Raw genomic sequence first — 13,192 nt, forward strand, 5'->3', positions numbered from 1 at the left:
GCTGTGGGCGCACAACCAGAGGTTGTGCGCCACCGGGTCAACGGTTGAAGCGCTCCACCAGGGAATACTGGGTGGTGGCGGTGAGGGTCAGTTCCTCGCTGAGCAGCGCCGAATGCTGGGCCTGCTCGGAGGTCTGGTCGGCAAGCTGGGCGATGGTGCTGATGTTGCGGCTGATTTCATCGGCCACTGCGGTCTGCTCTTCGGTAGCGGCGGCAATCTGCGTGGTCATGTCGGTGATGTTGGCCACCGCCTCGCTGATGCCCACCAGCGCCTGGTCGGCTTCCATCACCCGTGCCACACCTTCCTCGGCCTGGCGATGGCCGGTTTCCATGGTCTGTACGGCATTGCTGGCGGTTTGCTGGAGCTTGGCGATCAGGCCGTGGATCTGCCCGGTCGATTCACTGGTGCGCTGCGCCAGCTGACGCACTTCGTCGGCCACCACGGCGAAGCCGCGGCCCATTTCACCGGCGCGTGCCGCTTCGATGGCGGCGTTGAGCGCCAGCAGGTTGGTCTGGTCGGCAATGCCCTTGATCACATCGACCACGCCACCAATCTCGTCGCTGTCGCGGGCCAGCTGGGTCACGGTCAGGCCGGTTTCGCCCACGGCAGCCGACAGACGCTGGATCGCATCGCGGGTTTCGCCGGCGATGTCGCGGCCGCGCCCGGTCAGGCGGTTGGCTTCCTGGGTGGCATCGGCGGTGCGCTGCACGTGGTTGGCCACTTCCTGGGTGGTGGCGGCCATCTGGTTGACGGCAGCGGCCACCTGCTCGGTCTCCACGCGCTGGCGCTCCAGGCCCGAGGAGCTGTTGTGGGCCAGGGTGTCGGACTGGCGCGCCTGCTCGTTGAGGTGCTCGGCGGTGTCCTGCAGGCGGGTCAGGCAGGTCTTGAGGCGCGCGTCCTGGCTGAGCATGGCCATTTCCAGGCGAGCCTGCACGCCGCGGCTGTCGGTGTACATCTGCGCGATCAGCGGGTCGGAGGTGGTCTGTTCGGCCAGGCGCAGCAGGCGCTTGAGGCCACGCTGCTGCCAGCTCAGGCCCAGCAGCCCCAGCGGTACCGACAGGGCGGCCGCCACGGCGAAGCCCCAGGAGTGGCCCAGCCAGCTGCCGATCAGGAAGCCGACCTGGCTGACCAGGATGAACGGCAGCCAGTCCTGCAGTACCGGCAGCCAGCGGTCGCGACGCGGAATGGGTGGCTTGCCCTGATTGATGCGGTGATACAGCGCCTCGGCGCGACGGATCTGTTCGGCGCTGGGCTTGACCCGCACCGACTTGTAGCCGACTACCTGGTTGTTCTCGAAGATGGGGGTGACATAGGCGTTGACCCAGTAATGATCACCCGACTTGCATCGGTTCTTGACGATGCCCATCCACGGCAGGCCCTGCTTGAGCGTACTCCACATATGCGCAAACACAGCCGGCGGCACATCCGGGTGCCGGACCAGGTTGTGTGGCGCACGAATGAGCTCCTCCCGCGAAAAGCCGCTGATCTCGACGAAGGCATCGTTGCAGTAGGTGATCACACCCTTGGCATCGGTGGTCGATATCAGACGTTGTTGGGCAGGGAAAGTCCGTTCGCGCTGGGTAATCGGCTGATTGTTACGCATAAGCTGTTCTATCCGGAAGGCTTTCGTGGTGTATCGGCAGACAGGCGTTTTTATTGAATGGATATTTAAAGAATATTGATCCGGCTCAAGGTGCCTTAGCTGTTCGTGTTGTAGTTGAAAGGCTGCAAAGTCAAGCAACTTGTTTGCATTCTTTCATATATTTGTCATGTTAGTCAGCTAGTGACCTGGTGTTCACGCGGGGGCAGGTAGCAGGCGGGCAACGCCGCACAGTGCCTCTGGTTCAGGTCGAACTCAGTGGCCACACGGCGGGCCAATGCAGGCCCGGCGCAACGGCGCCGGGCCTGCTTCAGGCTAGCTCGCGATCAACTGGCGCAGCACGTAGTGCAGAATGCCGCCAGCCTTGAAGTACTCCACTTCGTTGAGCGTATCGATGCGGCACAGTACCTGGATCTGCTGCGTCGATGCGTCTTCGCGGGTGATGCGCAGGGTCAGCGTCATGCGTGGCTGCACCTGGGTCTGGCTGAGGCCGAGAATGTCGATGCGCTCATGGCCGGTCAGCCCCAGGGTCTTGCGCGTCTGGCCCTCGGCGAACTGCAGGGGCAGCACGCCCATGCCCACCAGGTTGGAGCGGTGGATACGCTCGAAGCTTTCGGCCAGTACCGCCTTGACCCCCAGCAGGTTGGTGCCCTTGGCGGCCCAGTCGCGGCTGGAACCGGTGCCGTATTCCTGCCCGGCGATCACCACCAGTGGTGTACCTTCGGCCTTGTAGCGCATGGCCGCGTCATAGATCGCCAGCTTCTCGGCGCTGGGCACATGCACCGTGTTGCCGCCTTCCTCGCCACCGAGCATCTCGTTGCGGATGCGGATGTTGGCGAAGGTGCCGCGCATCATGACCTCATGGTTGCCGCGACGCGAGCCGTAGGAGTTGAAGTCCCGCGGCTCCACGCCCTTGTCGCGCAGGTAGCGTCCGGCCGGGCTGTCGGCCTTGATGTTGCCGGCGGGCGAGATGTGGTCGGTGGTCACCGAATCGCCCAGCAGCGCGAGTATCCGGGCGCCGTGGATGTCTTCGATGACCGGCAGCGGGCCGGTGATGTCGTCGAAGAAGGGCGGATGCTGGATGTAGGTGGAGTCCTCCTGCCACACATAGGTCGCTGCCTGCGGCACCTCGATGGCCTGCCACTGTGCGTCGCCGGCAAATACCTCGGCATACTCCTTGTGGAACATCGCGGTATCGACCTTGGCCACGGCTTCGGCGATTTCCTGCTGGCTGGGCCAGATATCGCGCAGGTACACCGGCTTGCCGTCCTTGCCCAGGCCCAGGGCCTCGCTGGACAGGTCGACGCGCACGCTGCCGGCCAGGGCGTAGGCCACCACCAGCGGCGGCGACGCCAGCCAGTTGGTCTTGACCAGCGGGTGTACCCGGCCTTCGAAGTTGCGGTTGCCCGACAGTACCGAGGCGACGGTAAGGTCGGCCTGGGTGATGGCCTTTTCGATCGGCTCGGCCAGCGGGCCGGAGTTGCCGATGCAGGTGGTGCAGCCGTAGCCGACCAGGTCGAAGCCCAGGGCATCCAGATAAGGGGTCAGCCCGGCCGCCTTGTAGTAGTCGGTCACCACCTTGGAGCCGGGGGCCAGTGAGGTCTTGACCCAGGGCTTGCGCTGCAGGCCCTTTTCCACGGCCTTCTTGGCCACCAGCCCGGCAGCCATCATCACGCTGGGGTTGGAGGTGTTGGTGCAGGAGGTGATCGCGGCGATCACCACGGCACCGTCCTTGAGCAGGTGATTGGCGCCCTCGTGCTCGTATTCGATTTCGCCGGCCTGGTCGGCATTGCCCACCGCGACGCCGCCGCCCCCTTCACTTTCCAGGCGCCCAACCTCCTTGGTCGACACCTTCAGTTGCAAGCCGATGAAGTTGTTGAATGCCTGGGCCACCTGGGACAGCGCCACACGGTCCTGCGGGCGCTTGGGCCCGGCCAGGCTGGCTTCGACTTCGTCCATGTCCAGTGCCAGGGTGTCGGTGAACACCGGCTCCTGGCCCGCCTCGCGCCACAGACCCTGGGCCTTGCAGTAGGCCTCCACCAGTTGCACGGTGGCGGCGGGGCGACCGGACAGGCGCAGGTAATCCAGGGTCACGTCGTCCACCGGGAAGAAACCGCACGTGGCGCCGTACTCCGGCGCCATGTTGGCAATGGTCGCGCGGTCGGCCAGGGGCAACTGGGCCAGGCCGTCGCCGTAGAACTCGACGAACTTGCCCACCACGCCCTTCTTGCGCAGCATCTGCGTCACGGTCAGCACCAGGTCGGTGGCGGTGATGCCTTCGCGCAGCTTGCCGGTCAGCTTGAACCCGATCACCTCGGGGATCAGCATCGACACCGGCTGGCCGAGCATGGCCGCCTCTGCCTCGATGCCGCCCACGCCCCAGCCCAGCACGCCCAGGCCGTTGATCATGGTGGTGTGCGAGTCGGTGCCGACCAGGGTGTCGGGGAAGGCATAGGTGCGTCCGTCTTCCTCGCGGGTCCACACGGTGCGGCCCAGGTACTCCAGGTTGACCTGGTGACAGATGCCAGTGCCCGGCGGCACTACGCTGAAGTTGTCGAAGGCGTTCTGGCCCCAGCGCAGGAACGCATAGCGTTCGCCGTTGCGCTGCATCTCGATGTCGACGTTCTCGCCGAAGGCCTGCGCGGTGGCGTAGCGATCGACCATCACCGAGTGGTCGATCACCAGGTCGACCGGGGAAAGCGGGTTGATGCGCTGCGGATCGCCGCCGGCCTTGGCCATGGCGGCGCGCATGGCGGCCAGGTCGACCACGGCGGGCACGCCGGTGAAGTCTTGCATCAGCACCCGTGCCGGGCGGTACTGGATCTCGCGGTCCGAGCGGCGCTGCTGCAGCCACTCGGCCAGGGCGTGCAGGTCCTGGCCGGTGACGGTCTTGCCGTCTTCCCAGCGCAGCAGGTTTTCCAGCAGCACCTTGAGCGACATCGGCAGGCGCTGCAGGTCGCCGAGGCTGCGGGCGGCCTCGGTCAGGCTGTAGTAATGGTATTCACGGTTCTCCACCGTCAGGGTCTTGAGGGTTTTCAGGCTGTCGAGCGAGGGCATCTGCCAACTCCTTCTGCGTCGGTGCCTGGCAATCATCCTTGCAGTCGCCAGTTCACCGCCTCTGTGACGGTCCGCACGGCACGGACCTGGCTAAGCGGTCAGGTTAGCCCTGTTTGGCGGACCTGACCATGTACTGGACCGGCGGGGCGTGTCGCCAGTTCCTAAACTGCTTTATCATTCGCCGATTTGCCGTGTGCAGGTGTTGCGCCCGGTCAGGGTTGGCGTGCAGGCCAGCCGTTCTGGAGTAGTTGATGAATACCCTGTTTATGCATTGCCGGCCCGGTTTCGAGGGTGAAGTGTGCGCCGAGATCGCCGAGCATGCCGCACGCCTGGGGGTTGCCGGTTATGCCAAGGGCAAGCCGCAGAGCGCCTGTGCCGAGTTCGTGTGCAACGACGCCGAGGGCGCCGAGCGCCTGATGCGCGAGCTGCGTTTCAAGCAGCTGATCTTCCCGCGCCAGTGGGCCCGCGGCAGCTTCGTCGAGTTGCCCGAAACCGACCGTATCAGCGTGCTGCTCGAGCACCTGGCCGCCTACCCGGTGTGTGGCAGCGTGTGGCTGGAGGTGATGGACACCAATGACGGCAAAGAGCTGTCTACCTTCTGCCGCAAGTTCGAGGCGCCGTTGTGCAAGGCCTTGAGCAAGGCTGGCCGGCTGGTTGACGACCCGGCCAGGCCGCGTCTGCTGCTGACCTTCGTCAGCGGCCGGCGGGTGTTCGTGGGGCTGGCCGCAGCGGACAACTCGGCGATGTGGCCGATGGGCATCCCGCGCCTGAAGTTTCCGCGCGAGGCGCCGAGCCGTTCGACCCTCAAGCTCGAGGAGGCCTGGCACCACTTCATCCCGCGTGAGCAGTGGGAGCAGCGCCTGTCGGGCGACATGACCGGGGTCGACCTGGGCGCCGCACCGGGTGGCTGGACCTACCAGCTGGTCAAGCGCGGCATGCTGGTGACCGCGATCGACAACGGGCCGATGGCCGAGAGCCTGATGGATACCGGGCTGGTGCAGCACCTGATGGCCGACGGGTTTACCTACAAGCCCAGGCAGACCGTGGACTGGATGGTGTGCGACATTGTCGAGAAGCCGGCGCGCAGCGCGGCGCTGCTGGAAACCTGGCTGGGGGAAGGGCTGTGCCGCGAGGCGGTGGTCAACCTCAAGCTGCCGATGAAGCAGCGCTATGCCGAGGTGCGGCGGCTGCTCGAGCGTATCGAGGACGGATTCAAGGCGCGCAAGGTCAAGGTGTCGATCGGCTGCAAGCAGCTGTATCACGACCGTGAAGAGGTGACGTGTCACCTGCGTCGTCTGGATCTGAAACCGCGTTGAGACCCTCGCCGGCAAGGCCTTCAATCAACACCGAACAACCGCTGACCCCGGAGTACCTGATGACCGACCTCACCCCCGACGCCACCCTGGATGCCACCGGCCTCAACTGCCCCGAGCCGGTCATGATGCTGCACCAGCACATCCGCGACCTGGCGCCCGGCGGCCTGCTCAAGGTGATTGCCACCGACCCCTCGACCCGCCGCGACATCCCCAAGTTCTGTGTGTTTCTGGACCATGAACTGGTGCAGCAGCAGGAAGATGCCGGCACCTACCTGTACTGGATCCGCAAGAAACTCGCCTAACCCCGGCGCTGCTGGCGGATGCGCTTGCGTGCGCTGCGCGCCAGGCGCACCGACAGCATCAGCGCCGCACAGGTCAGCCCCACGATAAGGCCTTCCCATAGCCCGCTGGGGCCGCTGGCCGGCCCGAAGTGGTCGGTAAGCCCCAGCAGGTAGCCCACCGGCAGGCCGATGCCCCAATAGGCGAACAGGGTCAGGATCATGGTCACGCGGGTGTCCTGATAGCCGCGCAAGGCGCCGGCCGCAGTCACCTGGATCGCGTCCGAGAACTGGAACAGCGCCGAATACACGATCAGCATCGAGGCGATCTGGATCACCGCCAGGTCCGTGGTGTAGATGCTGGCGATAGGCTCGCGCAGCAACAGCATCAGGCTGGCCGAAAAGCAGGCGTAGGCCAGCGCCGTACCCATGCCCACCCCGGCGGCAAAGCGCGCCTGGCGCGGGTCGCCGGCACCGATGGCCTGGCCGACCCGCACGGTTACCGCCATGCCCAGCGAGTACGGGATCATGAACACCAGCGAACTCACGTTCAGGGCGATCTGGTGCCCGGCCACCACGGTGGAGCCCAGGCTGCCGATCAACAGGGCGATCACGCCGAAGATGCTCGATTCGGCGAACACCGCGATGCCGATCGGCAGGCCGACCGTGAGCAGGCGCTTGATCACCGACCATTGCGGCCAGTCGAAACGGGCGAACACCTGGGCCTGGCGATAGGCCGCTGCACGGCCGACCCACAGCGCCATGGCCAGGGCCATGAACCACATCACGATGCCGCTGGCCCAGCCGCAGCCCACGCCGCCCATGGCTGGCACGCCCAGGTGGCCGTAGATGAACACGTAGTTCAGCGGGATGTTCAGCATCAGCCCGCTCAGCCCGATCACCATGCTCGGCCGGGTGCGGCCCAGGCCGTCGCTGCTGCAGCGCAGCACGTAGTACAGCGCCACCGCCGGCAGGCCGAAGGCGATGCCTTGCAGGTAGCCCATGCACGGTGCGATCAGTTCCGGGTCGACCTTCATCAGGTGCAGTACCGGCTCGGCGCTGAGCAGCAGGCCGCAACCGCCCAGGCCGACCACGCCGGCCAGCCACAGGGCCTGGCGCACCAGCGGGCCGATCTCGGCATGCTGACCGGCACCGAAGCGCTGCGCCACCTTGGGCGTGGTGGCCAGCAGGATGCCGGTCATCAGCAAAAACACCGGTACCCAGATCGAGTTGCCCAGGGCAACCGCTGCCAGGTCGCGCGGGCCGACCCGGCCAGCCATCACGGCATCCACGAAGCCCATGGCGGTGGTGGCCAGCTGGGCGATGATGATCGGCGTGGCCAACTGCAGCAGGCTGCGTACTTCAGTGCCGACCCTGGCTGGGCGGGAGAGGCGGGTGGTAGCGGTGTTCGACTGTGTCACGGGGCGGATGTCCACAATAAAGGCGCGGAAAACCGCCTAGTCTACGCCTTGACGCATGGGTCAGGAAATACACCGGCGGGCTTTATCTCGGCTGGATCGAGCCGGGTGTATGGGCCTACACTGCGCTCCCTTACAGGAGAGCGCCATGCTGATTGTTGCCGACGAGAATATACCGCTGCTCGATGCCTTCTTCGCAGGCTTCGGCGAGATCCGCCGTTACCCGGGCCGCAGCATCGACCGCGCCTGCGTGCAGGACGCCGATGTATTGCTGGTGCGCTCGGTGACAAACGTCGACCAGGCCCTGCTCGAAGGCAGCAAGGTGCGCTTCGTCGGCACCTGCACCATCGGCACCGATCACCTGGCCCTGGACTACTTTGCCCAGGCCGGTATCCAGTGGTCCAGCGCGCCGGGCTGCAATGCGCGGGGCGTGGTGGATTATGTGCTGGGCAGCCTGCTGACCCTGGCCGAGCTGGATGGCGCAGACCTGGCGCGGCGCACCTACGGGGTGGTTGGCGCCGGTGAAGTCGGCGGGCGCCTGGTGGAGGTGCTGCGCGGGCTGGGCTGGACGGTGCGGGTATGCGATCCGCTGCGCCAGGCGCAGGAGGGGGGGGACTACGTGAACCTGGAGCAGGTGCTGGCCGAGTGCGATGTGATCAGCCTGCACACGCCCTTGACCAAGGGCGGCGAGCATTCGACCTGGCACCTGCTGGACGCCGAGCGCTTGGCGCAACTGCGCCCCGGCGCCTGGCTTATCAACGCCAGCCGCGGCCCGGTGGTCGACAATGCGGCATTGCGCAGCCTGCTGCAGGCGCGTGACGATGTGCAGGCGGTGCTGGATGTGTGGGAGGGCGAGCCGCAGGTCGATCAGGCGCTGGCCGACCTGTGCGTGATTGCCACCCCGCATATCGCCGGCTACAGCCTGGATGGCAAGCAGCGCGGCACGGCGCAGATCTACCAGGCGTTCTGCGCCTGGCGGGGCGAGGCCGAAACGGTGCGCCTGGCCGACCTGCTGCCGCGCCCATGGCTGGCGCAGCTCAGCCTGCAGGCCGAAACCGATCCGGCCTGGGCTCTGGCCACACTGTGCCGTGCGGTGTACGACCCGCGCCGCGACGATGCGGATTTTCGTCGCAGCCTTGACCGTGATCCGCAGGCCCAGCGCGCGGCCTTCGATGTGTTGCGCAAACAGTACCCGCCGCGGCGCGAGATCGAGGGGCTGATGGTGCGCATCGAGGGTGATGCGCCGCAGTTGCAGCAGATGGTCAAGGCGTTGGGTGGCCTGTTGGTGTGAGGTACTGCTTTCGCCGGCCGGCAACGGGTCTCCCTGCAGGCGCCGGCCTTGCCGGCGAAGCGGGCTTTACACCAGGCATAAAAAACCCGGCACCAGGGCCGGGTTGATTTGAATAGGGGTCAGGCTTTCTTGGCGAGCTCTACCCGGCTTTTCTCCAGGTCCTCGCAGGCTTTTCTGATCATGTCTTCGGTGATCTCGATTTCCCGACCCTGGGCATCGATGATCGACCCGCACGCCGGGTTCGGATGGCTTGGGCGTTGCGCTTGGGTATTGCTGTTTTGCAAGCTCATTTCCTGTCTCCTCATCAGGTTGCAAGCTCAGACTAGATCCGCGACATGACCGCACCATGACAGCCCTGTCACACCTCCAGTCCAACAGAAAGTCAGACAAATCTCCAGCGGCACTTTAGAACGAAACGCTCTAGTGAACTTGTTGCCTGGTCTTGTCAGTGATGCCCCACGCGCTGCAGAGTTCCTTGGCGCCTGACCGGTGGTCGGGTGTAGGCTGACCTGCATACTCCGGATAAACGAAGACCTTCATGCCCAGCCTTCTTTCTGCTCGCCAGCGCCAGGCCCTGCGCCTGGCCTGGCGTTTCATTCGCCCTTACCGCAAACAGGCCATGGCCGCACTGCTGGCGCTGGTGGTCACTGCGGGTATCACGCTGTCCATGGGCCAGGGCATTCGCCTGCTGGTGGACCAGGGTTTCATGACCCAGTCGCCACACCTGCTCAACCAGTCCATTGGCCTGTTCATGTTGCTGGTGCTGGCACTGGCGGTGGGTACCTTCAGTCGTTTCTACCTGGTGTCGTGGATCGGCGAGCGGTGCGTGGCGGATATACGCCAGCAGGTGTTCGACCACCTGGTTTATCTGCACCCGGGCTTTTTCGAAAGCAACCGCAGTTCGGAGATCCAGTCGCGCCTGACCACCGACACCACGCTGCTGCAATCGGTGATCGGCTCGTCGCTCTCGCTGTTCCTGCGCAATGCCCTGATGGTGCTGGGCGGCATCGTGCTGCTGTTTGTCACCAACCCCAAGCTCACCAGTATCGTGGTGCTGGCCTTGCCGCTGGTGCTGGCGCCGATCCTGATCTTCGGCCGGCGGGTGCGCGGCCTGTCGCGCCAGAGTCAGGATCGCATCGCCGACGTGGGCAGCTACGTGGCCGAAACCCTCGGCCAGATCAAGACCGTGCAGGCCTACAACCACCAGGCCCGTGACCAGCAGCGTTTCGGCCTGACCGTGGAGGCTGCCTTTACCACCGCTCGCCAGCGAATCGTGCAGCGCGCCTGGCTGATCACCCTGGTGATCGTGCTGGTGCTCGGGGCGGTCGGTGTGATGCTGTGGGTCGGTGGCATGGACGTGATCGCCGGGCGTATTTCCGGCGGCGAGCTGGCGGCGTTCGTGTTCTACAGCCTGATCGTCGGCAGCGCCTTCGGCACCCTCAGCGAAGTGATCGGCGAGCTGCAACGGGCCGCGGGCGCAGCCGAGCGGATCGCCGAGCTGCTGGCGGCACGCAGCGAGATCCACGCCCCCGACGAAGGGCTGGAGCGCCTGCCTCCCAGGGTCAGTGGCCGCCTCGAACTGCAGGAGGTGCATTTTGCCTACCCCTCGCGGCCCACCCCAGCGGCTATCGACGGCCTGAGCCTGACGGTGGTGCCTGGCGAGACCCTGGCCCTGGTCGGGCCTTCGGGGGCGGGCAAGTCGACGCTGTTCGACCTGCTGCTGCGCTTCTACGACCCGCAGCAGGGGCAGATACTGCTCGACGGCCAGCCACTGACCCGGCTCGACCCGCAGGACCTGCGTCGGCATTTCGCACTGGTTGCGCAGAACCCGGCGCTGTTCTTCGGCACGGTCGAAGACAACATCCGCTACGGGCGTGCCGAGGCTACCAGTGCCGAGGTCGAGGCAGCGGCGCGCAGCGCGCATGCCCATGAATTCATCCTGCAGTTGCCGCAGGGCTACCAGACGCACCTGGGCGATGCCGGGCTTGGGCTTTCCGGTGGTCAGCGCCAGCGCCTGGCCATTGCCCGGGCGCTGCTGGTGGACGCGCCGATCCTGCTGCTGGACGAGGCCACCAGTGCCCTCGACGCACAAAGCGAGCACCTGATCCAGCAGGCCTTGCCAGCCCTCATGGCCGGGCGCACCACGCTGGTCATCGCCCATCGCCTGGCCACGGTGCAGCACGCCGACCGTATCGCCGTGATCGACCAGGGCCGGCTGGTCGCGGTGGGCACCCATCGCCAGCTGATTGCCGAGAACCCGCTGTATGCGCGGCTTGCCGCCTTGCAGTTCAACAGCGCATGAAGGAAATGTTACAGATTTTGTACGTCTGTAACATTTCTGTAGCAATCCCCTGAGAGTATCGGATCAGCTGTTGCGTAATGCTCAATGCAGTTTGCTGCCATCGCTCGATGGCAGCTTTTTTTTGCCCGGTGAACGAGGACAAGGACGTCTTTGACTGGTGCGGCAGGTGGCGCGCCAGCTTTCCTATCCTCTTGTTCCGAGACCCTTGCGATGTTCGTGCGTAAATCCCTGCGGCTGCAAATTCTCGCCCTGCTGGCTGGCAGCCTGCTGGCGATGTTGCTGATCGCCCTGGTGTGCTTTCAGTTCCTGTCGGCCAGCGTGCGTGGCTACGGCCAGCTGGTGGAGGGGCCGATACTGGCTTCGCAACTGATCGACGAAGCCAACCTGCAGTTCAAGGTGCAGGTGCAGGAATGGAAGAACGTATTGCTGCGCGGCAAGCAGCCGGTCGAGCGGGACAAGTACTGGCAGCAGTTTTCGGCGCGTGAACAGCAGGTGCAGGCGCTGCTGGCCCAGCTGGTGCGGGCCAACGCCGACGATGCGGGGCTCAGAACGCGCCTGCAGGCGCTCAAGGACAGCCACGCGCAACTGGGTGCTGCCTATGCCCGCGGTCGCGATGCGTTCATCGCGGCAGGGGCCGACCCCGCTGTCGGGGACCAGGCAGTGAAGGGCGTGGACCGCGCGGCCAGCGAACAGATGAGCGAACTGGTAAGCCAGTTGCGTGCCGATGCCCAGGTGCAGGCGGCGGCCATCGATGCCCGCGCGCAGCGTACGGTGTGGCTGGGGCTGCTGGTGATGCTCGGCTCGGCGCTGCTGATTGCGCTGCTGAGCCTGTGGCTGGTTGATCGCAGCCTGATCGAGCCGATTCGACGCCTGATCGAATACGTGGCACACCTGAGCCAGGGCCGCTTCGATGCCCGCGTGGCCTGCGGGCGCCATGACGAGCTGGGGCGCCTGGCGGTGGCTGCCAATACCCTGCGCGATTTTCTGGCCGACACGGTAGGGCGCCTGCAGGATAACGCCCGGGAGCTGGAGTCCGCCAGCGGCGAGCTGCGCAGCCTGGCCGGCGGCATGGCGCGGGGCACCGAAGACCAGTTCCAGCGGACCGACCAGGTGGCCACGGCCATGCAGGAAATGTCCGCCACTGCCCAGGAGGTGGCCCGCCATGCAGCGGACGCGGCGCGCGCCGCGGATGATGCCGACCACAGTGCCCAGTCCGGCGAGCAGGTGATGCAGTCGACCATTGCCACCATCGACGCGGTCAACCGGGACATCGCCGGCACGGCGGCGGTGATTCGCCATCTGGAACAGGACAGCGCCCGTATCGGCAAGGTGCTGGAGGTGATCCGCGCTATCGCCGAGCAGACCAACCTGCTGGCGCTCAATGCTGCCATCGAGGCGGCCCGTGCCGGCCAGGCCGGGCGCGGGTTCGCGGTGGTGGCCGACGAGGTGCGCAACCTGGCCCAGCGCACGGCGGCGTCCACCGCTGAGATCAACCAGATCATCAGCGCCGTGCAGTCGGGCGCGCTGGAGGCGGTCAAGGCCATCGAGAACGGCCAGGCCCGCAGCGAGGAGGGGGCCGAACAGGTACAGCGTGCCGGTGCCATGTTGCAGCGCATCACCCAGGCGGTGGAGGCCATCCGCGACATGAACCGCCAGATCGCCACCGCCGCCGAGGAACAGACCAGCGTGGCCGAAGACATGTCCTGCAACCTGGTGGAGATCACCCGCATCGCCACCGCCAATCAGGGCGCCGTGCAGCGGACCGAGCAGGCCGGGCAGCACTTGCACGACCTGTCGGGTCGGTTGGGCGAGGTGACGGCGCGCCTGCGGGCCTGACCGGGGGAAATCCGCCACCTGCCGGCCTTTATGTCGGGCAATGTGGCGGATTGTCGCCAGCAAAACCATCAACGATGGGGTGCGACCACAGGTC

The 13,192-nt window shown here is 65.9% G+C and carries 9 protein-coding genes; 5 read left to right on the forward strand and 4 right to left on the reverse strand.

What is annotated here, in order from left to right:
- Positions 1-37: 37 nt before the first annotated feature.
- Both NP552_RS09560 and acnA read right to left on the reverse strand, forming a co-directional pair.
- Entirely contained in the window at positions 38-1,603 is a 1,566-nt protein-coding gene (locus tag NP552_RS09560) for a methyl-accepting chemotaxis protein (protein ID WP_274096676.1), read from the reverse strand.
- 312 nt (positions 1,604-1,915) lie between these two features.
- On the reverse strand, positions 1,916-4,657 hold the full coding sequence (acnA, locus tag NP552_RS09565; protein WP_088514238.1) for an aconitate hydratase AcnA: 2,742 nt from the start codon (positions 4,655-4,657) through the stop codon (positions 1,916-1,918).
- 251 nt (positions 4,658-4,908) lie between these two features.
- Between acnA and rlmM the strand changes: the two genes are divergently transcribed.
- Together rlmM and tusA are read left to right on the forward strand one after the other, a co-directional pair.
- Complete coding sequence (gene rlmM / locus NP552_RS09570; RefSeq protein ID WP_043864591.1) at positions 4,909-5,973, forward strand: 23S rRNA (cytidine(2498)-2'-O)-methyltransferase RlmM; 1,065 nt, start codon at positions 4,909-4,911, stop codon at positions 5,971-5,973.
- Positions 5,974-6,032: 59 nt separating this feature from the next.
- Positions 6,033-6,275, forward strand: a complete 243-nt coding sequence (gene tusA, locus NP552_RS09575; RefSeq protein WP_043864590.1) for a sulfurtransferase TusA — start codon at positions 6,033-6,035, stop codon at positions 6,273-6,275.
- On the opposite strand, the gene NP552_RS09580 is transcribed toward tusA, so the two are convergent.
- Positions 6,272-7,672, reverse strand: a complete 1,401-nt coding sequence (locus NP552_RS09580; RefSeq protein WP_373874872.1) for an MATE family efflux transporter — start codon at positions 7,670-7,672, stop codon at positions 6,272-6,274. The genes tusA and NP552_RS09580 overlap by 4 nt on opposite strands.
- Before the next feature lie 145 nt (positions 7,673-7,817).
- Here NP552_RS09580 and pdxB point away from each other — a divergent pair, with 145 nt between their 5' ends.
- Positions 7,818-8,960: a 4-phosphoerythronate dehydrogenase PdxB gene (pdxB, locus tag NP552_RS09585; protein ID WP_088514236.1), complete on the forward strand. Its 1,143-nt coding sequence runs from the start codon at positions 7,818-7,820 to the stop codon at positions 8,958-8,960.
- A gap of 119 nt (positions 8,961-9,079) precedes the next feature.
- Here the strand turns inward: pdxB and NP552_RS09590 are convergent, their stop codons facing one another.
- Positions 9,080-9,250: a PA1571 family protein gene (locus NP552_RS09590; RefSeq protein WP_167400204.1), complete on the reverse strand. Its 171-nt coding sequence runs from the start codon at positions 9,248-9,250 to the stop codon at positions 9,080-9,082.
- 248 nt (positions 9,251-9,498) lie between these two features.
- Between NP552_RS09590 and NP552_RS09595 the strand changes: the two genes are divergently transcribed.
- Positions 9,499-11,262: an ABC transporter transmembrane domain-containing protein gene (locus NP552_RS09595; protein WP_043864588.1), complete on the forward strand. Its 1,764-nt coding sequence runs from the start codon at positions 9,499-9,501 to the stop codon at positions 11,260-11,262.
- A gap of 210 nt (positions 11,263-11,472) precedes the next feature.
- Entirely contained in the window at positions 11,473-13,098 is a 1,626-nt protein-coding gene (locus NP552_RS09600) for a methyl-accepting chemotaxis protein (RefSeq protein ID WP_274096677.1), read from the forward strand.
- Positions 13,099-13,192 lie beyond the last annotated feature (94 nt).

The sequence above is a fragment of the Pseudomonas sp. 8209 genome (assembly GCF_028682105.1).
In the GTDB taxonomy this organism is placed as follows: Bacteria; Pseudomonadota; Gammaproteobacteria; order Pseudomonadales; family Pseudomonadaceae; genus Aquipseudomonas; species Aquipseudomonas palmensis.

Coding starts and splice junctions, on each gene's coding strand:
- NP552_RS09560 (WP_274096676.1), bottom strand. CDS start 1,603: ATGCGTAACAATCAGCCGATTACCCAGCGCGAACGGACTTTCCCTGCC.
- acnA (WP_088514238.1), bottom strand. CDS start 4,657: ATGCCCTCGCTCGACAGCCTGAAAACCCTCAAGACCCTGACGGTGGAG.
- rlmM (WP_043864591.1), top strand. CDS start 4,909: ATGAATACCCTGTTTATGCATTGCCGGCCCGGTTTCGAGGGTGAAGTG.
- tusA (WP_043864590.1), top strand. CDS start 6,033: ATGACCGACCTCACCCCCGACGCCACCCTGGATGCCACCGGCCTCAAC.
- pdxB (WP_088514236.1), top strand. CDS start 7,818: ATGCTGATTGTTGCCGACGAGAATATACCGCTGCTCGATGCCTTCTTC.
- NP552_RS09590 (WP_167400204.1), bottom strand. CDS start 9,250: ATGAGCTTGCAAAACAGCAATACCCAAGCGCAACGCCCAAGCCATCCG.
- NP552_RS09595 (WP_043864588.1), top strand. CDS start 9,499: ATGCCCAGCCTTCTTTCTGCTCGCCAGCGCCAGGCCCTGCGCCTGGCC.
- NP552_RS09600 (WP_274096677.1), top strand. CDS start 11,473: ATGTTCGTGCGTAAATCCCTGCGGCTGCAAATTCTCGCCCTGCTGGCT.